17 protein-coding genes and 1 pseudogene are annotated in these 19,320 nt (G+C 67.9%); 3 read left to right on the forward strand and 15 right to left on the reverse strand.

Features of this window, described 5'->3' with window-relative positions:
* Positions 1-8: 8 nt before the first annotated feature.
* The 3 genes and pseudogenes from ACFWBU_RS07855 to ACFWBU_RS07865 form a co-directional block, all read right to left on the reverse strand.
* A pseudogene (locus ACFWBU_RS07855) lies at positions 9-551 on the reverse strand (GNAT family N-acetyltransferase); the annotation flags it as partial.
* Between the two features lie 1,015 nt (positions 552-1,566).
* On the reverse strand, positions 1,567-2,538 hold the full coding sequence (locus ACFWBU_RS07860; protein ID WP_378527970.1) for a phosphotriesterase: 972 nt from the start codon (positions 2,536-2,538) through the stop codon (positions 1,567-1,569).
* 59 nt (positions 2,539-2,597) lie between these two features.
* Positions 2,598-3,416, reverse strand: coding sequence for an SDR family oxidoreductase (locus ACFWBU_RS07865; RefSeq protein ID WP_378527971.1), 819 nt, complete (start codon positions 3,414-3,416; stop codon positions 2,598-2,600).
* Between the two features lie 146 nt (positions 3,417-3,562).
* On the opposite strand from ACFWBU_RS07865, the gene ACFWBU_RS07870 reads away from it, so the two are divergent.
* Positions 3,563-4,225 carry an alpha-ketoglutarate-dependent dioxygenase AlkB family protein gene (locus tag ACFWBU_RS07870; protein ID WP_378527972.1) on the forward strand — a complete coding sequence of 221 codons (663 nt, stop codon included), beginning with the start codon at positions 3,563-3,565 and terminating at the stop codon, positions 4,223-4,225.
* Here ACFWBU_RS07870 and ACFWBU_RS07875 read toward each other — a convergent pair.
* Positions 4,197-5,087: an aldo/keto reductase gene (locus tag ACFWBU_RS07875; protein WP_378527973.1), complete on the reverse strand. Its 891-nt coding sequence runs from the start codon at positions 5,085-5,087 to the stop codon at positions 4,197-4,199. The two genes, ACFWBU_RS07870 and ACFWBU_RS07875, sit on opposite strands and share 29 nt — an antisense overlap.
* Positions 5,088-5,223: 136 nt before the next feature.
* Between ACFWBU_RS07875 and ACFWBU_RS07880 the strand changes: the two genes are divergently transcribed.
* Positions 5,224-5,709 carry a MarR family winged helix-turn-helix transcriptional regulator gene (locus ACFWBU_RS07880; protein ID WP_169621330.1) on the forward strand — a complete coding sequence of 162 codons (486 nt, stop codon included), beginning with the start codon at positions 5,224-5,226 and terminating at the stop codon, positions 5,707-5,709.
* 31 nt (positions 5,710-5,740) lie between these two features.
* Here the strand turns inward: ACFWBU_RS07880 and ACFWBU_RS07885 are convergent, their stop codons facing one another.
* From ACFWBU_RS07885 to ACFWBU_RS07915, 7 genes are all read right to left on the reverse strand, one after another.
* Positions 5,741-6,544, reverse strand: coding sequence for a family 1 encapsulin nanocompartment shell protein (locus ACFWBU_RS07885; RefSeq protein ID WP_169621331.1), 804 nt, complete (start codon positions 6,542-6,544; stop codon positions 5,741-5,743).
* Entirely contained in the window at positions 6,541-7,566 is a 1,026-nt protein-coding gene (locus tag ACFWBU_RS07890) for a Dyp-type peroxidase (RefSeq protein WP_378527974.1), read from the reverse strand. Before ACFWBU_RS07890 ends, ACFWBU_RS07885 begins: the two co-directional genes overlap by 4 nt.
* A 55-nt stretch (positions 7,567-7,621) precedes the next feature.
* Positions 7,622-9,229 (reverse strand): L-lactate permease, encoded by a 1,608-nt coding sequence (locus ACFWBU_RS07895; protein WP_378527975.1) that lies wholly within the window; start codon positions 9,227-9,229, stop codon positions 7,622-7,624.
* A 4-nt stretch (positions 9,230-9,233) separates the two neighbouring features.
* Positions 9,234-9,662 carry an HIT family protein gene (locus ACFWBU_RS07900; protein WP_378527976.1) on the reverse strand — a complete coding sequence of 143 codons (429 nt, stop codon included), beginning with the start codon at positions 9,660-9,662 and terminating at the stop codon, positions 9,234-9,236.
* Positions 9,659-10,270, reverse strand: coding sequence for a TetR/AcrR family transcriptional regulator (locus ACFWBU_RS07905; protein ID WP_206037027.1), 612 nt, complete (start codon positions 10,268-10,270; stop codon positions 9,659-9,661). The genes ACFWBU_RS07900 and ACFWBU_RS07905 overlap by 4 nt, the downstream gene beginning before the upstream one ends.
* Positions 10,271-10,345: 75 nt before the next feature.
* A complete protein-coding gene (gene purB / locus ACFWBU_RS07910) occupies positions 10,346-11,767 on the reverse strand; it encodes an adenylosuccinate lyase (protein ID WP_169621336.1) in 1,422 nt (473 codons plus the stop codon).
* Positions 11,768-11,797: 30 nt separating this feature from the next.
* Positions 11,798-12,406, reverse strand: coding sequence for a TetR family transcriptional regulator (locus tag ACFWBU_RS07915; RefSeq protein ID WP_169621337.1), 609 nt, complete (start codon positions 12,404-12,406; stop codon positions 11,798-11,800).
* Between the two features lie 145 nt (positions 12,407-12,551).
* Here ACFWBU_RS07915 and ACFWBU_RS07920 point away from each other — a divergent pair, with 145 nt between their 5' ends.
* On the forward strand, positions 12,552-14,180 hold the full coding sequence (locus tag ACFWBU_RS07920; RefSeq protein ID WP_378527977.1) for a GMC oxidoreductase: 1,629 nt from the start codon (positions 12,552-12,554) through the stop codon (positions 14,178-14,180).
* Positions 14,181-14,200: 20 nt separating this feature from the next.
* Here the strand turns inward: ACFWBU_RS07920 and ACFWBU_RS07925 are convergent, their stop codons facing one another.
* The 4 genes from ACFWBU_RS07925 to ACFWBU_RS07940 all read right to left on the reverse strand — a co-directional run bounded on the left by ACFWBU_RS07925 (position 14,201) and on the right by ACFWBU_RS07940 (position 19,247).
* Entirely contained in the window at positions 14,201-15,379 is a 1,179-nt protein-coding gene (locus ACFWBU_RS07925; RefSeq protein WP_169621339.1) for a pyridoxal phosphate-dependent aminotransferase, read from the reverse strand.
* 31 nt (positions 15,380-15,410) lie between these two features.
* Positions 15,411-17,231, reverse strand: coding sequence for a CocE/NonD family hydrolase (locus ACFWBU_RS07930; RefSeq protein ID WP_378527978.1), 1,821 nt, complete (start codon positions 17,229-17,231; stop codon positions 15,411-15,413).
* Positions 17,232-17,317: 86 nt separating this feature from the next.
* Positions 17,318-18,571, reverse strand: a complete 1,254-nt coding sequence (gene purD / locus ACFWBU_RS07935) for a phosphoribosylamine--glycine ligase (protein ID WP_169621341.1) — start codon at positions 18,569-18,571, stop codon at positions 17,318-17,320.
* A gap of 10 nt (positions 18,572-18,581) precedes the next feature.
* The gene (locus ACFWBU_RS07940) at positions 18,582-19,247 is read right to left on the reverse strand and encodes a nucleoside/nucleotide kinase family protein (RefSeq protein ID WP_378527979.1); all 666 of its coding nucleotides are present in this window, start codon (positions 19,245-19,247) and stop codon (positions 18,582-18,584) included.
* Between the last annotated feature and the right edge of the window lie 73 nt (positions 19,248-19,320).

Raw genomic sequence — 19,320 nt, forward strand, 5'->3', positions numbered from 1 at the left:
CGGGTCTGTCAGATCACCGTTTCGGACCGGCGTTCGAGCAGGACGGTGTCGTGCCAGACGCCGGCGAGCTTGCCGATTCGTTCGCGGATACCCACGGTGCGGAATCCCGCCGCGTGGTGCAGAGCGAGACTGGTGCGGTTCTCCGGGAAGATCGGGGTCTGCAACGTCCACAAACCCGCCTCGTCGGCGGCGTCGACCTGGGTGCGTAGCAGCACTCTGCCGACCCCGCGCCCACGCATCCCGTCGGCGACGTAGATCGAGTTCTCCGCCACCCCGGCATAGCACTCGCGACTGGATACCGGGCTCAACGCCGCCCAGCCGACGACACACCCGTCGGTCTCGGCGACCCACCGGTGGCCGGGCAGCCACAGCTCGTCGAGTACCTCACGGGCGGGAACCTCGGTGGTGAAGGTCGCGGTGCCGGTCGCGATCCCCTCACCGTAGATCCGCCGCACCGCATCCCAGTCTCGATCCTCGAGCGGGCGCACCGTCACGTCGGCAGGGCGGTCCCCAGGGTGGCGGGAGCGACCGGTGAGGGCTCCCTTCACCGCCCTATCGGTGTCGGCGTCCACCCCGACGCCGCGAGCAACCGTGACCGGCAAACCGTGCGATGTCATGACTCCACTGTATTGATCGATCTGTCCGGCACGGCGTCAGCACCGTCCGGTCCGGAAGCGCACGCTCGGGTTGGTCTCCACAACGCTGTGCAAGCAGTGCATCGAGAGCAGGTGCCGCGGGCGTCCAGATTCCCGGTCGACCTCGCCGACTCAGTAACCAGCCTGAGTGCATGTTTCGGGGTCGATCCATCCTTCTTCGCATCCGTACTGCATCTGGATCTCGCCGCTGGTCGGCGCTTCCCCACACGCAGTGCCACACCGCTCATAACCGCTGATGACGCCATCACCATTGCGATCCTGGCTGGGGTCATAGGGGTAACCCGACTCGTCGGCCGATGGCGGCGGTGGCAGCGCACACGCTGGATCGGTTGTGGAATAGGAGCCGTCGCTGTACACGGCCACGCCGCCGACGTCGCAGTACTGCAATGTGCGCTCGGAGGGCGCGACGTCGCAGCTCGGTTCGTACCCGGTGGTGCCATCCGAGTAGAGGGCAGTGCCACTCTGGTAGAGCGTCGGGTCACCGCACTCGAACGTCACCTGTGCGGGGGAACCACGGGCTCGGGTACACCCGATTGTTCCGCAGCGGACGTTGAGGACTCCCCCGCCGCCGTGGATGCTGTCGCTGACGCAGAAGTCTCGGTGGAGGAAGACGCAGGAGCATTCGAGCCGCCGCCGTCGCCGTCGCCGTCTGAGCAGCCGCTTACAGCGACAGCACACATGAATAAGGCCATGAGAACGATACGGGCGACCGACATGGGTATCTCCGATCGAAATCCGGCGCCGATCTGCCCGAGAGCGTCGATCCACTGCCGTACCTGTCATTGCACGAACACCGGTCGTGGACGTGAACCATGACTATCCGGCCGATGCCATCCACGAATCAGCCTGGTCTCGTTTCGAGGTGGACGCAAGGGATACGGCACATTCTGTCCCGTTCGGCGCGCAGCGCTCAGGATTCGAAGAACCGCCGAGGATTGTCGACGAGCATCGTGGTGATCTGTTCGTCGGTGACACCGCGCTCGCGCAGCACCGGCAGCACATCGTCACTGATGTGGTTGTAGTTCCAGTTCGGTACCGCAAGTTCCTTGACCTCGTGCGGGAACCAGTCGATGAAGCACGACGCATCGTGCGCGAGCACCATGCGGTCCGCGTATCCGCTCTCCGCCAGTGCGACAACGGTATCGACGCGTTGCTCGAAGGGCAGCAGCAGATCGAGACCGAACCGGTCCATTCCGAGGAGCGACCCGGCGTCGGCGATCTTGCGGAGGTACTCGAGGTCGGTGGAGTCTCCGCTGTGCCCGATCACGACCTTCGTCAGATCGACACCTTCTTCGGCCAGCACCTGTTGCGCCACGAGGCCGGATCCGGTGTGCGGATTGGTGTGGACGGTGATGGGGGCTCCCGTTTCGACGTGGGCCCGGCCCACCGCGCGCATCACCCGCTCGACCCCCGGCGTGAGACCTTGCGCCTCGATCGCGCACTTGAGCATCGCCGCCTTCACACCGGTGTCGGCGATGCCCTCACGAATGTCGTGGACGAACAGTTCGGTGAGAGGTTCGGGGGCGTCGAACAGCAATCCCGGTCCGACATAGTGGAATTGGAACGGCAGTTCGTTGTACGTGTACAGCCCCGTCGCCACCAGTATGTTGATGTCGGTGTGTTCGGCGATGCGCTGAATCCGCGGTATGTACCGGCCGAGTCCGATCACGGTGGGATCGACGATCGTGTCGATCCCACGGTCGGACAATGCACGCAGTTTCGAGATCGCGTCGTCGACGCGCAGTTCCTCGTCCCACCTCGTCGGGTAGCCGGGGTAGTTCTCGCGCAGTTCCTCCCCGAGCACGAAGACGTGTTCGTGCATGAGGACACGACCGAGATCACCGGTGTCGGCGGGGCCGCGGACGGTGTCGACAGAAGCCATGGCGCAGACGCTATGTCACCACGAGCGGATACGGATCGGGTTTCGGCGGGACCGCGCTCCTACTGTTGCGCCGACTGCCCACGAAGGATGTTCTGGTACCGGCGCATACCGCTCAGCCATCGGTCGTAGTCGGCACCCTTGTGCCGGTACATCTCGAGGACTTCCGGATGCGGAAGAATGAGGAAGTGCTCGTCTTCGAGTGCCCGGAGCACTACCTCCGCGACGTCGTCCGGTTCCAGAACCGCACCGGCACCGGTCACCGCACGGGTGGCCAGCGCGCCGAGTTCGGTATCGGAGTTCTTTCCGGCATACAACAGTGGCGTGTTGACACCCATCGGGCACAGGCACGAGACCCGGACCCCCTGGTCGCCGTAGGTGACCGACAACCACTCGGCGAACCCGACCGCGGCGTGCTTGGTCACCGAATACGCCGCCGACCCGATTTGGGTGAGAAGACCGGCAGCCGATGCGGTGCTCACGAAATACCCTTCGCCCCGCTCCACCCATCCGGGCACGAGAATGTTCGCAGCACGGATGTGGGCGCGCAGATTGACGTCGAGGACCTGATCCCAGGCGGATTCGCCGATATCGAGTCCGGGCGGGCCGGTGATGCCGGCGTTCGCGAAATACAGGTCGACCGGCCCGAACTCCGCTTCGGCTCGCTCGACGAGGCCACGGATCGCTTCGGTGTCGGAGACATCGGTGCCCACTGCGATCGCCGAGGTGGCGTCGATCTCGTCCGCGACGCGCCGGGCAGCGTCCGCATCGAGGTCGGCCACGACCACGCGGGCCCCCTCCTGCACGAGGCGGGCGGCGAGAGCACCACCGATTCCGCCTCCCCCGCCGGTCACGATGGCTACCTTGCCGTCAACCTTCACCGGAACCCTCTCAGCCGTGATGCGCGATGCCCCGGACTATAGGGCGAAGGTGACGCTCGGCGGGGGCACCTCGTCGTCCGTGTCGGCCGTTGGCATTCTGGAGGGGTACGCCTGCCACCACCCGTCCGAGAATCGAAGCGTCCCCCGTGAACGAATTGTTCCCCCTGCCCCGCCCCCGTCGTGAGGTCGCCCCCGGTGCGGTGCACGTGCCCGACTGGCTGAATGTCGACCAGCAGCGAGAACTGGTGGAACTTTGCCGCGAGTGGGCACGGGGCCCGGCGCCGATGCGGCACACCGTGTTACCGGGCGGCGGGCAGATGTCGGTGCGTACGGTGTGCCTCGGCTGGCACTGGTCCCCCTACCGGTACAGCCGCACAGCGGTGGACGTCGACGATGCGCCCGTCGCGCCCCTCCCCGACCTGCTCGTCGATCTCGGGCGGCGCGCGGTCGGCGATGCGTATCAGGACGCGGCCGCGGGAGCGGACTACACGCCGGACGCCGCATTGATCAACTTCTACGATCACGACGCGCGCATGGGCATGCACCAGGACAAGGACGAACGGGTCGCGGCCCCGATCGTGTCGCTGAGCATCGGCGACGCCTGCACGTTCCGCTTCGGCAACAGCGAGTCGCGGGGCCGCCCGTACACCGATGTTCGTCTCGAATCCGGCGACCTGTTCGTGTTCGGCGGGCCGTCGCGTTTCGCTTTCCACGGCGTGCCCGCCGTCTTCCCCGACACCGGTAGCGCACAGGTGGGACTGCCCGGCGGCCGGCTGAACATCACGTTGCGTTCGACGGGACTGGCCTGACCGGATGTGAACTCGCAGCATCCTCGAGGTTTCGGACATCGGTTTCGGTGAGTTCGACCCGGGCTGCCGCGAGGTTGGCGTGAAGATGCGTGATGCTCGTGGTTCCAGGTAAGGGAACGACCGCGCATCCAGCCCGGCGGCCCCGATGATGAACCCACGCGAGAGCGATCTGGCCACGGGTCGCCCCTACCCGCGCGGCGATGTCCGCAAGGACGTGCGCGAGAGGGTTGCCGGTGGAGTGAGTAAGGCTGCCGTGACCGAGTGGCGAATACGCGACCAGCGCGATCCCCAGGTCGGTAAGAGTCGGAACGAGAGTCTCCACGCTGCGCTGCGACAGGGACCACTCCAACTGCACGGCGGCAATCGGATGTACAGCGTGAGCGCGCCGGATGTCGTCGAGCGTGACATTGGACAACCCGAGCGCACCGATCTTCCCGGCTCGGTGCAGTTCGGCCATCGCGGCGACGGTCTCCTCGATGGGTGTCTCATCGCTGCGGTGATGCAGGTAGTAGAGGTCCAGATGGTCGACGCCGAGACGCAGTAACGAACCGTCGATGGCCGAACGCACTGTCGCAGGATCCGCGCGGACGCTCCAATCGTCCATCCGGCCCGATGGCCCCCAATAGACGCCGAACTTGCTGCACAACGTGACGTCCTGGCGACAGCCGCGGAGTGCACGGCCGACCACTTCCTCGTTTCCGTACATTTCGGCGGTGTCCAGCACGGACACGCCGGCATCGACGGCGGCCCGGACCAGGCGGGCGGGGTCACGGTCGTCGTCGCCCCACCCGTCGTCGGACAGTCGCATCAGGCCCAGGCCCTGAAGAGGCGCAGTGTCGGGAGTCCACGTCGCAACCGTCATGAACGATCACGCTACGACCTCGACTGCACTCGAGGTCAAGAGCGACCGGAGACCGGCCGGCATCGCGGTCGTTGGGGGAACCCGGCGACCCCGATCACCCGGATACGGCCGTCGCCGTGTTCGGTATTGTCGGGCCATGAGCGTCGATACCCCGGCAGCGCAGTTCTCCTCCTCCGGCGACGATCCTCTGGCACTCGACCGGCAGGTGTGCTTCGCGCTCGCCGTCGCGAACCGCGCTGTTCTCGCCGTCTACCGGCCGATCCTGGACCGGCTCGGCCTCACCCACCCGCAGTACCTGGTGATGCTGGCCCTCTGGGAGCACGCCCCGATGACGGTGAAGGACATCGGGCGGGTGCTGCAACTCGACTCCCCGACGCTGTCCCCGCTGCTCAAGCGGCTCGAAGCGCTCGGACTGCTCACGCGCGAACGCAGCACGATCGACGAACGGCAGTTGGTCGTCGACCTCACCGACGAAGGCCGTGCCCTGCGCCACGACGCGGAGTCCGTGCCCGGCCAGGTGTTCGATTCCCTGGGCGTCGACGTCGCCGAACTCGAGGCGCTGCACACCGCTCTCGTCCGGGTCAACGCCGCAGCTCTGAAGGCCGGGGACCCGCCCCGCTGAATGCAGGCCCCCGGGCTTCGGCGAGGGAGACTCAGCCCTGCGAGATCAGCGGCACCGACGCTTCGCTCGTGTACACGAGGAACGTGAACGACTCCTGGAAGTACAGCTGGACGTTCTCGCTGTCGTGCGAGAGGTAACCGATCGAGAGGTCCTGTCCGACCTGCAGGTCGTAGTCCCCGCCACGGGTGGTGAGGACGAACGCTCCATCGATCGCGGGAGCCCAGATGATGTCCCCGTCGATAAGGCGCCTGATCTGCTCCCGGATCGGATAGCCGTGGTCGGACGTTTCGCTGACCTTGGTGAATTCGTCGGCGCTGAGCAGCACGTGGTACGGCCCGCCGACACCTGCGAGTCGCAGCTCGGACAGCGCCTGGCTGATGGTCTCGGGGATGTCGCGCGGATCGTCGGGCAGTTGCAACGCGGTGTTGGACGACGACGCGCGGATGCCTTCGATACCGGCGGCGGCGTAACCCTCGAAGATCGCCCGGTCTTCGGCGAACGCGATCTGGCGCGCAGCTTCCTTGACGGCATCGAGATCGACGTCCTTGGCGCCTCGCTCGACGTTGTCCAGTTCTTCGCGCGAAAGAGTGAACGGCACCCGCAGTTCGACCAGCGGCGCCACCCGATGCTGACGCGCGCGAACACCCGCCGCGGGTGACTCGACCTCGCCCAGCCGGCCGAGACCGACCGCGGCGAAATCTGTCCCGTGCGGGCCCGAGAAATCGACCACGAGGCGGCCCGCGACATGCCGCTTGAACGTGCGGGTCGCCTCCTCCTCGATCTCGGCCCACGCCGCGTCGGTGATCGGAGCAAGGTCACGATAGAGATTGTTCACAGCGTTGAACTCCTTCTGAGAGCACCGATTCCGAGTGAGCCGTCCGCATCCGACGGCGTCGATGCACTCGTGTCGGCAGTTCCGGGTACGTCCGCCGGTGCGGGCGGAAGATCTTCGAGCATTTCCGACGAGGGACAGAAGAAGAGCGAACCCGTGACGGCCGTGGAGAAGTCGAGGATGCGGTCGTAGTTGCCGGGCGGATTGCCCAGAAACATGTTGCGCAGCATCTCTTCGGTCACATCCGGCGTCGCGGCGTATCCGATGAAGTACGTACCGAACTCGTCGGCACCGAAGCTGCCGAACGGCATATTCGCCCGCAGGATCTGGCGTTCCTCACCGTCGTCGTCCTCGATGGTGGTGAGGGCGACGTGTGAGTTCGCGGGCTTGGTGGCGTCGTCGAGTTCGATGTCGTCCAGTTTCGTCCGGCCGATCACGCGCTCCTGCTCTTCGACGCTGATGGCGTTCCAGGTCGACAGATCGTGCAGGTACTTCTGCACGATCACGTAACTGCCGCCTGCGAACTCGGGATCCCCGTCGCCGACGAGTGCGGCAGCCGCCGCCTCCTCGTCTTCCGGGTTCTCGGTGCCGTCCACGAATCCGAGAAGGTCGCGACGCTCGAAGTAGCGGAAACCGTGCGTTTCGTCGACGACCGTCGCCGCGCCGCGCAACCGGTCGTTGATCTTCGCCGCGAGTTCGAAACACAGATCCGTCGACGACGCGCGCAGGTGGAACAACAGGTCGCCCGGGGTGGACGGCGCGCGGTGCCGGCCGCCGTCGAGCGGAACGAAGGGATGCAGCTCTGCGGGACGCGGCCCGTCGAACAGTCGGTCCCACATCTCCGACCCGATGCCCGTCACCACCGACAGCCCACCGTCCGGAATCCGGAAACCGACGGACCGTCGCAGGCCGGACAGATCTTCGAGGATACTGCGCACTTCGCCTTCTCGACCTTCGTCGATCGTGAGGACGAGAAAGATCGCCGCTTCGGTGAGCGGAGTCAAGATCGGTTGGGAACGCGCCACCGTCTCACCGTAGTTCACGCGAGCGGCCCCAGTGCCACTACGTCCCCGAACGTGCCTACGGCACCATCCACGACAAGACCGTCGTGGTCTGCAACCAGACGAGCACAGCCAGCACGACGACCATGGCCACGCTGATCGGCCAGAGGCGCCGCATCAGCAACCCGTCTCGTCCGGACAGCCCCTGCACCGAGGACACCAGCGCCAGGTTCTGCAGCGCGATGGGGGTACCGGCGGTCCCGCCGGCCATGTTGCCCGCCACCAGCACGGTCGGGTCGAGCCCCGCCTGCTGTGCGGCGGAGACCTGGAGACTGCCGAACATCGCGTTGGACGCGGTGTTGGATCCGGTGACCAGCACACCGAGCCAGCCGAGCAGCGGAGACAGCAGCGCAAACGCGGCGCCGGCTCCCGCGAGGAACTGGCCGATGGTGGTGGTCTGGCCCGACAGGTTCATCACGTACGCGAGGGCCAGCACAGCCGTCACGGTCGCAAACGACCAGCGCAGCTGCACGACCGCAGCGACGAGGCACCGCAGCGCGTCTCCTGCTGCCACTCGGAGCACGACCGTCGACAGCAGCGCCGCGACGAACACGAGCGATCCCGGAGCCGTGAGCAGGTTGAGCGTGAACGTCTCCGCCGTCGGAACCCTGCCGTCGGCGCCCGTCACGTCGAGACCCGGCCAGGTGAACGAGAAGGTGGCGTTGGACAGGAACGACTCCACCGGGCCGAGACGGCTGACGAGGAACACGACCACGATCAGCGCGTACGGCGCGAACGCCTCGATCATCCGCCGCCGAGTGTCCTGGATCCCGTCGTTCCCACCGGTACGTGCCGCGTCCGGGCGCGGTGTCCGCACCTTCAGCACGATCAGGAGTGCGACCAGACCGGCCGCCGCTCCCGCGATGTTGCTCAAGCCCACGGTCAGGTAGCTCGCGCACAGGAACTGCGCGGCACCGAACGCGCCACCGACCACGAGCGCGACGGGCCACGTCTCGCGCACACCGCGGCGACCGCCCACCACCGCGACGAGCACCAGCGGCACGAACACCGCGAGCAGGCACACCTGACGGGCCACCACCGGGCCGATCTCGTCGACCGGAATCTCCGACACCCGCGACATCGTCAGGATCGGCGTACCCATCACCCCGAGCGGCGTCACCACCGAGTTCGCGAGGAGCGACGCCGCTGCCGCGCGGACCGGCGGCAATCCGGCCCCGATGAGCACCACCGTCGCGACGACGATGGGAGTGCCGAACCCGGCGACCGCCTCGAGCAGCGCACCGAACAGGAATGCGATGACGATGGTCAGGATGCGGTGGTCCGGGGAAATCCGCGCGAACGCGCGGGTCAGCACGTCGAAGTGACCGGACTCGACCGTCAGCCGGTACACCCACACGGCGTTGAGGACGGTCCACATGATCGGGAACAGACCGAAGACCGCACCCTCGAGCCCCGCGCTGAGCGCCGACCCGACGGGCATGCCGTACCCGGCGACGGCGACGACGAGCGCGACCAGCACGGCCACCGCCGCCGCCGCCGCGTGCGACTTGAAACGGAACACCGCGAGGAGCACCAGCATCGTCAACAGCGGAAGCGCCGCGACGAGTGCCGACCACGCGAGCGAGCCGCCGATCGGCGAGATCGGCTGGATATACGAACCTGTCACCGCATCATGCCCCGAACGACTCCACGGCGGCCCGAAGTGCGTCTGCGGTGCCGTCGAGCACCGTACGGTTCGGCGTCTGCGCACGCGCACGGATACCGAATCCGTCGCCACTCGTGCGCGGCACCAGGTGCAGGTGGACGTGAAACACTTCCTGACCGGCGGCGACACCGTCGGCCAGGAAGAGGTTCACGCCGTCGATCGGCAGGTCACCCGACCGCATCGCGGTGGCGATGCGCTGACCGGCGGCGAACACCTTCGCGCCGTCGGCCGGGTCGAGCTGCGCCAGACCCGACGCGTGCCGCTTCGGCACCACGAGCAGGTGCCCCGGTGTGAACGGCCGGATGTCCATGAAGGCGAGGACGTCCGGTTCGTCGAGCAGGATGCTCGCCGGCGCGTCACCGGCCACGATGGCGCAGAAGATGCACTCGCTCACCGGCCCGGCGCCTCCGCGGCAACCGGCTCGCGTGCGGTGCCGAGCAGGCGGAGCAGTTCCGCCTGCACCGCGGGACGATCACCGACCGGATCGTCGCTGTGCGCGAGGTAGAGCATGGCTTCCTCGACGGCAGCGACGAGCAGATGGGCGAGCACCGAGGTGCGCGTGGACGACGACCGATGCGTGTCGGGAGCGAGCGTTGCAAGCATCTCCTCGACGACGCGCAGGGTGGAATGCCGATGTGCCTCCCGCACTTCGGTCCACCCCAGCACCGCCGGCGCCTCGATGAGCAACAGTCGGCGAGTGGGCTGGTCGTTGACCACGTCGAGGGACGCCAGCACCGCCGTGGTGAAACCGTCCCACGGATCGTCGACCTCGCCGGGATGCAGCGTCTGCTCCGCCTCCCTCTGCACCCGCTCGACGACACCCCGGAACAGATCGCGCTTGTTCACGAAGTGGTGATAGAGCGCGCCGCGCGTCACCCCCGCGACGGCCACGATGTCCTCCGTCGCCGCTGCGGAATACCCGTCGCGCAAGAACACTTCGAGCGCTGCGTCCAGCAACGCTGTGCGCGTGCGCGTCGCGTTTCTCACCCTTCCCGGGCTCATTTTCTCGAGCACTGCTTCCTCCCCTGTGTGTGCAGCTATCCCCTCGGGACTCCCCCGTAGCCGCCCCCCTACTTACTACAAAATCGGCGCCGGCGAGTAACGCGCTGCGTCCGGGTAACGGTCCACCAGCTCCTGCACGGCCGCGATGACCGCGCTCACCTGCGCGTCGGCAGCGCCGACGAACGCCGACCGGTCGGCGAGCGCCTCGTCGAGCGCGGCACGGTCGAGCGGAAGCCGGTCGTCCGCGGCGAGCCGGTCGAGCAGGTCCGGTTCGCGGCCCTGCTCACGCATCGCGAGTGCCACCGACACCGCGTGTTCTTTGATCGCCTCGTGCGCGGTCTCCCGTCCGACACCGGCGCGCACCGCGGCCATGAGCACCTTGGTGGTCGCCAGGAACGGCAGATAGCGGACGAGTTCCTTGTCGATCACGGCGGGATAGGCGCCGAATTCGGAGAGCACGGTCAGGAAGGTCTCGACCTGGCCGTCGATCGCGAAGAACGCGTCGGGCAGCGCGACGCGCCGCACCACGGAGCAGAACACGTCGCCTTCGTTCCACTGCGCACCGGCGAGTTCGGCGGCCATCGACGCGTACCCGCGCAGCACGACCTGCAGCCCGTTGACCCGCTCGCACGACCGGGTGTTCATCTTGTGGGGCATCGCGGACGACCCGACCTGGCCGGGCTGGAAACCTTCGGTCACCAGTTCGTGCCCGGCCATCAGCCGGATGGTGTGCGCGAGAGACGACGGCGCGGCACCGACCTGCACGAGGGCCGAGAGGACGTCGTGGTCGAGCGAGCGCGGGTAGACCTGCCCGACGCTGGTGAACACGTGGGAGAACCCGAGGTGCTGCGCGATCTTCTCCTCGAGCTGCGCGAGCTTCGCGGCATCCCCACCGAGCAGGTCCAGCATGTCCTGCGCGGTGCCCATCGGTCCCTTGATACCGCGGAGCGGGTACCGCTCGATCAACTCGCGGACCCGCTGCAGCGCGAGCAGCAGTTCGTCGGCCGCCGAAGCGAAGCGCTTACCGAGCGTCGTGGCCTGCGCGGCCACGTTGTGCGACCGGCCCGCCATCACGTACGACGAGTACTCCGCGGCCCGTTCGGCGAGTCGCGCGGCCACCGCGACACCGTGCGCATGGACGTGCTCCAGTGACCGCAGGATCTGCAGCTGCTCGACGTTCTCGGTGAGGTCGCGGCTCGTCATGCCCTTGTGGACATGCTCGTGGCCGGCGAGGGCGTTGAACTCCTCGATACGGGCCTTCACGTCGTGGCGCGTGACGCGCTCGCGGTCGGCGATGGACGCGAGGTCGACCTGGTCGACGACCCGTTCGTAATCGGCGATCGCCTCGGCCGGCACATCGATCCCGAGTTCCGCCTGCGCACGCAGCACTGCGATCCACAGCTGCCGTTCGAGCACGATCTTGTGCTCCGGTGACCACAACTCCCGCAGTTCGGGGCTGGCGTAGCGAGTGGCAAGGACGTTCGGGATGTGGCTCACGAGTGGCCAGTTTACGTTCCGTGCCCGGACTCATGGTTCGGCAGGCGGCGCGACCGTGTGCATGACATCGAGGAGAATCGTCCTCGCCAGGGCGCGCGGGTCGGGATCGAGGTCGCCGAGCCCGCACAACACCGCCCCGTCGACCACCACCACGAGGGTGTGCAACTGCGGTACCCGGACCGCGCGACCGCACCGTTCGAGCAGGTCGGTCAGCACCTCGTCGACCTGCTCCCGGATGCCCACCTGCGCTTCACGCAGTTCCGGATGGCGCACCGTGGCCACGCAGCCTTCGACGCGGGCGACGAGCCGGTCGCGGTCGTCGTCGGACACCGCTTTCCCGACGAGCAGGTCGAGAACGAGGTCGGCGGTTTTCTCGAGGCTGCGGGGGCACGCCGGAACGTCGCGGACACGCGCGCGCATCATTTCGACGTCCCGCGCGCCGTTGTGCTGCATGGCGCACAGGACGAGGTGTTCGAGGGAGTCGAAGTAGTACGTGGTCGAAGCGAGTGGCAAGCCCGCCCGCGTAGCGACGGCGCGGTGGCGTACCGCGCCGATTCCCTCCTCGAGAATCAGATCGGCAGCAGCCTCGACCAGCGCCTGACGGCGCCGTTCCCCTTTCGGTGTGGCTGCGATAGTCACAGTCACATCGTGACAGCCTGCCGCGCTCACCAGGGGAAAACGCCAGTTGATACCACCCGGTACGATTGCGCCGCAGTCGTCAGATGGGGGCCCGGACTGCGCGGCCCGCTTCGCCTTTTTCACGAACGATCGGAGCCGTACCGGGATGAGACGTCGCCGCTTGCTTCAGGCCTCCGCACTGGGTGCCGCCGTTGCCGCCCTCGGAGTGCCGGGCGGCCCGGTCCGGGTCGCGTCGGCGTTGCCCGTCGGGCTCGACACCTATCGGAACACCCTTCCCGAACTGTTCGCGCCGTCGCCGGTGCCTCCGCAGCATTCCGAGGTGATCGTCGTCGGTTCGGGGTTCGGTGCGAGTGTCGCCGCGCTCAGGCTCGCGGAAGCCGGCAGCCGCGTCACCGTCCTCGAGCGCGGGATGCGCTGGCCGCGCGATCCGTGGCGCGAGGTGTTCACGTCCGATCTGCTCGCCGACGGTCGCGGTTACTACCACCGCACACATTTCACCGGCCCGACCGGAATCCCGGTGCACTGCGACGATTTCGCCGGAGTCCTCGATGTCGTCGACTATCCGCACATGTCGGTGTGGCGTGGCGCTGCCGTCGGCGGCGGGTCGATCGTGTTCTCCGGCGTGATGATCGCACCCGAACAGCGCTTCTTCGAGCACGTCTTCGGCAACTCACTGAGCTACGACGACATGGCCAAGACCTGGTATCCCAAGGTCCGGTCGATGCTGCGCCTCGACGCCATGCCCGACGACATCTATCACGCTCCGGAGTTCACGCACTCCCGCCGCTGGGACGACGACGCGCGGGCCGCGGGATACTCGCCGCACCGGATCGACGGAATCTGGGACTGGGACGTGATCCGCGCCGAATTGGCCGGCTCGGTACGTCGCTCGGCCGTCGCCGGCGAGAGCAACCTCGGCAACTCCAACGGGGCCAAGTTCGACCTGACACAGAACTACATTCCGGCAGCGGAGGCGACGGGACGCGCCCTCGTGTGTCACGGACACCGGGTGCTCGCGGTCGGCCAGGAGCCCGACGGCCGGTACCGGGTCGAGGTGCAGGCCGTCGACCCGACCGGCGCGGTCCTGAACACCACGACCCTCACGTGCGACCGCCTGGTGCTCGGCGCCGGGTCGATCGGCACGACCGAGTTGCTGGTCGAGGCACGCCACACCGGGTCGCTGCCGCGCCTGAACGAGCACGTCGGCCGGGGCTGGGGCACCAACGGGGACGCGGTGCTGGTGCGTTCCCTGGCCCTGACGGACGGGTTCGGTGGTGACCAGGGCGCACCGTCCGCATCGCGGATCGTCGACGAGTCGGGTCTGCCGCTGAGCCTCGAGAACTGGTTCGTCGCGGGCACCGCCAAGGACGTGGGGATGCTGGCCTCGCTCGGGATAACGCTCGACCCCACTCGCGCGGAGATGGTCTACGACGCCGCCACCGGCCGCACGATCGTCGATTGGCCTGCCGGCGGTGAACTCGCGAGTGTCGACGCGCTGCGCACGGTGCACAACGCGATGGCCGCGGCCGGTGGCACCGTCCCGGGCGCCCCGCCGATGGCGGAGGACGTCAACGCGTCGTTCACGGCTCATCCGCTCGGCGGGGCGGTCCTGGGCGACGCCACCGACGGTTACGGGCGCGTGCACGGTCATCCCGGCCTGTACGTCGTGGACGGTGCCCTGATACCCGGTAGCACGGGCACGGTGAACCCGTCGTTGACGATCGCTGCCCTCGCCGAACGCAACCTGGCCCGCATCGTCGCGGACGGCGGCTAGGACACCGGCCGGACCGCAGGTCACGGCAGCGGAAGCCATCCCGCGAGCCGGTCGAGTGCGGCGGTGACATCCGCGGTGGCACCCGCGAAGGACAACCGCACGGTGCCGTCGCCGCGCACGGTGTCGAAATCGACGCCGGGTGCGAGCGCGAGACCGGTGTCGTGCAGCAGGCGCGCGCACCAGGCCGTGGACGTCTCCCCGGAGAGCAGCAGGTGCCGGATGTCGGCGTAGACGTAGAACGCACCGTCCGCAGGGGCGAGTTCGGTGATACCGAGATCGGGCAGTCCGTCGAGCAGCAACTCGCGGTTCACCGCGTAGCGCTCCACGTGGCCGTCGAGTTCGGTCCGTGCCTCGGTGCCGAACGCCTCGATCGCGGCGAACTGCGCGATCGACGGAGGGCACACGGTCATGTTCGATCCGAGCCGTTGCAGCGCGGGACGCAGCGATTCGGGTGCCAGCATCCAGCCGAGGCGCCATCCCGTCATCGAGAAGTATTTGGACACCGAACCGACCACCACGGAGTCCCGGGAGGTCGCCCAGGCCGTCGATGTCGCGGGCGAGCCGTGCGTCCCGAATTCGATGCCGTGATAGATCTCGTCGGAGACGAGCAGCGCGTCGTGCTCGTCGCACCAGCGGGCGAGCGCTGCGAGTTCGGCGGGTTCGATCATGGTGCCCGTCGGATTGGCGGGACTCGCGACGATCAGACCGGCCGGCGGAGAGTCGAGTGCCTCGAGCATCGCCACCGTCGGCTGGTACCGCGTCTCCGGGCCACAGTCCAGTTCGACGACAGTGCATCCGAGCGCTGCGAGAGTGTTGCGGTAGGCGGGATATCCGGGTCGTGCGACCACCACCGTGTCGCCCGGGTCGAAAGCAGCGAGAAACAGCAGTGTGAACGCGCCCGACGATCCCGTGGTGACGACCACGTCGTCCGCGTCGACATCGATTCCGTAGCGGTCGTGGTGGTACGCGGCGATTGCTTCGCGGAGCGGAAGAATCCCGAAGGTTTCGGTGTAACCGAGCAGTTCCGCATCGATGGCCAGTCCGGCCGCGCGGAGCACGGGCGCGGGCGCGGGAGTCGAGGGCTGGCCCGCCGCCAGGCTCAGGACGTCGCCGTGGGAGCGCTGCCGTTCGGCTGCCGCCTTCCACACGTCCATGACGTGGAAGGTCTCGATACCGGAGCGTTGCGATTCGGTGCGCACATCCTCGACGTTAGTACGCCCGACCAGCCCCCTAGAGGCCGACCCGTTGCCGCCCGAGGGCCGACCACGCGATCGGCATTTCATCCGGGGCGACGAACCGCGCGGCCCGGTTCGGGAGCCCCGGTGTCTCGCCGCACTGCTCTGCGTCCCCTTCGTTCCCGCCACCGGCGGCGCCCTCGAGCGCGGCGGGCGGGCGAGCCGGAACCACGGGAAGAAGCAGATGCGAATCGAAGTCGCCACCGGCGTGGACGATGTGGAAACCCTTGTTGACGGTGCGGTCGTGCCCGACCGCGGGATTGTCGTCGAGGTCGTGGCCGGTGACGACGAGCACGAGCGTCGAACCCGCCTCGAAGAAGGTGCTGTGCGGCATGATCTCGATGTCGACAGGCACGAGTTGGCCGGGCAGCAGCGGCCAGTACTTGGTGTAATCCAGGACCGGCCGGTACGCGGTCGACGCCTCGGGATCGAGCGCGCGATGCGATACACGGATCCAGCCGTGCGCGACGAAGCCTTTCTCGTAGCCGCCGTGCCCTTCGAACCACACGTCCTCTCCGGACGAGTCGAGTTTCTTCAGGCCGACGAACAGATCCATGTCGTTGGCGTCCTTCGCCTGGACCCACAACCGCAGGGCGGTGTGCCCGGTGATCTCGGTGTCTTCGGTGAAGGTGGTGGTGAAGGTCAGTTCGTCACCCGCGACGGGGAAGGTGCGCCGGGACTGCGGTTCGTCGGGCACCGTGGGCTCGAGCGAACTCGTGCCGTGGTCGAGATACAGCGGCACGTATCGCGTGTCGGGGATGGGCCAGTCCTGCTCGAATCTCTCCGAGTAGGTGCGCAGGTCGTGCCTGGTTTCGAGACGCACGCGCGGCACTGTGTCGAACCCGTTGTCCTCCTCTTTGAGGAAGCGGTCGAAGAACCGGCGCTGAACGTCGAGCGCCTCGGGGCTGTAGTAGGTCTGCCACATCTTGCGTCCGTGGGTGTAGAGCCACTTGTCGGCCGATCCGATACGGGTGTATCCCTCGACCGACCCGCGATTGCGGGGACCTTGATCGGACCACGACGCCCCCACGAGCGCGGGCACGGTGACGTCTTCGAGTTTGGGCGGTGCGGCGACGTGCCGGAACCTGTCGGGAAACCGCCGCAGAAGCCACGGGGTGAGGCGGCGCAAGGACGCCGACGCCGGTTTGGATCCGGTATGCATCGCGCGGTACCAGAACTCGCTGTAGCGGGTCTCGGGGATTCCGCCATGGGTGAGCGTGTCGCGACAGGGATCGGTGATGCCCTCCCACGGTGCGATCGCCGCGAGGTGCGGCGGCGCGAGTGCAGCGGTGTACCACTGCAGCGTGGCGAGGTACGACGCGCCGGCGAGACCCACTTTGCCGGTACACCAGGACTGTTCCGCAGTCCACTCGATCACGGCTGCGGCGTCTGCGGCGGCACGGCCGAGCAGCAACCGGGGACGACCGTCGCTGGCGAAACAGCCGCGCATGTCCGCGACCACGACGGTGTATCCGCGCGGCACCCAATATGCGGGGTCGGGGGCTTCGAACGACGTCGCCTCACTCAGTTCGAGGTCGCCGACGAATGTGCCGGATGCCGCGAGCGCTGCGAAATCGATCGGGTAGTCGTCGACGCCGGCGTTCTTGCCGTACGGGGTGACGGCGACGAGCGCGGGCCACTGCTCGTCGGCCGCATCTCGCGGCCGGTATACGTCGGCGCGGAGGAGTGTGCCGTCCGCTGTCGGGATCGGAAGATCACGCTCGACGACGATGTCGTCGGGAAGCGGGTACTTCACGACATTGTGGTGCCACAACGGTGTCGGATCCTGCGTGAGTGTTCGTTTCCACGAAACCATGCTTTCACCCCTGGCACGTCAGAAGATGCACAGAGTGTGCAACATGCACCTGGCAGGCGCAAGATTTACCCGGCTCGGCCCGCCGGCTACAGCGCGATGCGGCCCTCCACCGCGGCGAGACCGATGTCGCGGCGGAAATGGCCGCCCGGGAGCTTGATTCCGTCGAGCGTGGCGTAGGCGTCGGCACGGGCGGCAGCCAGGTCGTCGCCCACACCGACCACGCTGAGCACGCGGCCACCGGACGAGAGCAACTCGCCGTGCGGCCCGCGCTTCGTTCCGGCGTGGAGCACGTTGGGGCCTTCCGCACCGGTGATCACGTCGCCCGTACGCGGGGTCGACGGGTAGTACTCGGCCGCGAGCACGACCGTCACCGCGGCTCCGTCGCGCCACTGCAACGGAGGCAGACTCTCCAGCGTGCCGGTCGCGACCGCGTGCAGCACACCGCCGAGCGGCGACTCGAGCAGCGCGAGCACGGCCTGTGTCTCGGGGTCTCCGAACCGGCAGTTGAATTCGACGACGGCCGGCCCGTCCGCACCCATTGCCAGACCCGCGTACAGCAGCCCGGAGAACCCGCAGCCCCGTCGGACCATTTCGGCCGCAACGGGTTTCACGACCTCGTCGACGATGCGCTCGACGCTGCCTTCCGGCAGCCACGGAAGCGGGGTGTAGGCACCCATCCCGCCGGTGTTGGGGCCGGTGTCGCCGTCGCCCACCCGCTTGTGGTCCTGTGCGGGGAGCAGCGGTACGACGGTCTCGCCGTCCACCAGGCAGAAGAGCGAGACCTCGGGGCCGTCGAGGAACGACTCGAGCAGGACCGGATGGCCGTTCTCGATGATCTCCGCGGCGTGGTCGCGGGCAGCGTCGCGGTCGGCGGTCACCACGACCCCCTTGCCGGCCGCGAGACCGTCGTCCTTGACGACCCAGGTGGGCCCGAACCGGTCGAGGGCCTCGTCGATCTGTGCCGGTGTGTCGACGACCTCGCTGCGGGCGGTGCGCACTCCGGCAGCGGCCATCACATCCTTGGCGAACGCCTTGGACCCTTCGATGCGCGCGGCGTCGGCGGACGGACCGAAGCAGGGAATGCCCGCCGCGCGGACGGCGTCGGCAACACCGAGCACGAGCGGGACCTCGGGGCCGATGACGACGAGATCGGCCTTCTGCGCGGTTGCCAGTGCCACCACCTCGTCGGCGGAGGCCGCGTCCACCGGGAACTGCTCGGCGATCGTGGCGATCCCGGCGTTGCCGGGGGCGACCATCACCGCGGTCACCGCGGGGTCACGGCTCAGGGCCAGGACGAGAGCATGTTCACGGGCACCGGAGCCGATAACGAGTACGCGCACGCACGACAGACTACGGGACCGGTTTCCACACCAGATCGGCGCGGCAGCGGGTCCGGGCGACGGCCGCAGCGTTGGGAAGGTCGACGGTGTGCACCCAATCGCGGGCTTGGTCGTCGGCCCGGCCGTGGGCGCGGTGCCGGTGCACGAGACGGCGGGTGAGCGTGCGATCGGGGACGTCGAGGTAGATCACGAGGTCGAGCAGCGGCCGGATCTCGGCCCAGCCGTCCTCCTCGAACAGCAGGTAGTTCCCCTCCGTGATCACCACACGGGCGTCCGGGGCCACGGCATGAACCGCGGCGATCGGCTCGTCGAGCGGCCGGGAGAAATCCGGTGCGTAGATCGTGTCGTCGCCCCGGGCTCTGATCCGCTCGAGGATGTTCCGGAAGCCCGCGACGTCGAAGGTGTCGGGTGCTCCTTTTCTCGAGCGTGCGCCCCGGGCTTCGAGTTGCCGGTTCGACAGGTGGAATCCGTCCATCGGTACCTGCCCGGCGGCGATCCCCGCACGTCGCAGGGCCTTCATGAGCAACCAGGCCGCGCGACTCTTTCCCGCGCCCGGGGGGCCGCACAGGCCCACCACGGTGCGCCGGTCCGCCGGTAGTCCCGCGAGCACATAGGTGACGAGTTCGTCCACGAGCTCCCGCAGCGGTGCCGAGCGCACGGATTCGGGGGCCTCCATGGTGCTGACGATACGACGGTCGCGGCATCGGGCCGGTTCGTGGTCGCTCGACCCAAATATTCGGACTTCCGGA

Origin of the sequence: Rhodococcus sp. NPDC060084 (assembly GCF_042730335.1) — a bacterium.
Classification (GTDB): domain Bacteria; phylum Actinomycetota; class Actinomycetes; order Mycobacteriales; family Mycobacteriaceae; genus Rhodococcus.

Coding starts and splice junctions, on each gene's coding strand:
- ACFWBU_RS07860 (WP_378527970.1), bottom strand. CDS start 2,538: ATGGCTTCTGTCGACACCGTCCGCGGCCCCGCCGACACCGGTGATCTC.
- ACFWBU_RS07875 (WP_378527973.1), bottom strand. CDS start 5,087: ATGACGGTTGCGACGTGGACTCCCGACACTGCGCCTCTTCAGGGCCTG.
- ACFWBU_RS07880 (WP_169621330.1), top strand. CDS start 5,224: ATGAGCGTCGATACCCCGGCAGCGCAGTTCTCCTCCTCCGGCGACGAT.
- ACFWBU_RS07905 (WP_206037027.1), bottom strand. CDS start 10,270: ATGAGCCCGGGAAGGGTGAGAAACGCGACGCGCACGCGCACAGCGTTG.
- ACFWBU_RS07920 (WP_378527977.1), top strand. CDS start 12,552: ATGAGACGTCGCCGCTTGCTTCAGGCCTCCGCACTGGGTGCCGCCGTT.
- ACFWBU_RS07930 (WP_378527978.1), bottom strand. CDS start 17,231: ATGGTTTCGTGGAAACGAACACTCACGCAGGATCCGACACCGTTGTGG.
- ACFWBU_RS07940 (WP_378527979.1), bottom strand. CDS start 19,247: ATGGAGGCCCCCGAATCCGTGCGCTCGGCACCGCTGCGGGAGCTCGTG.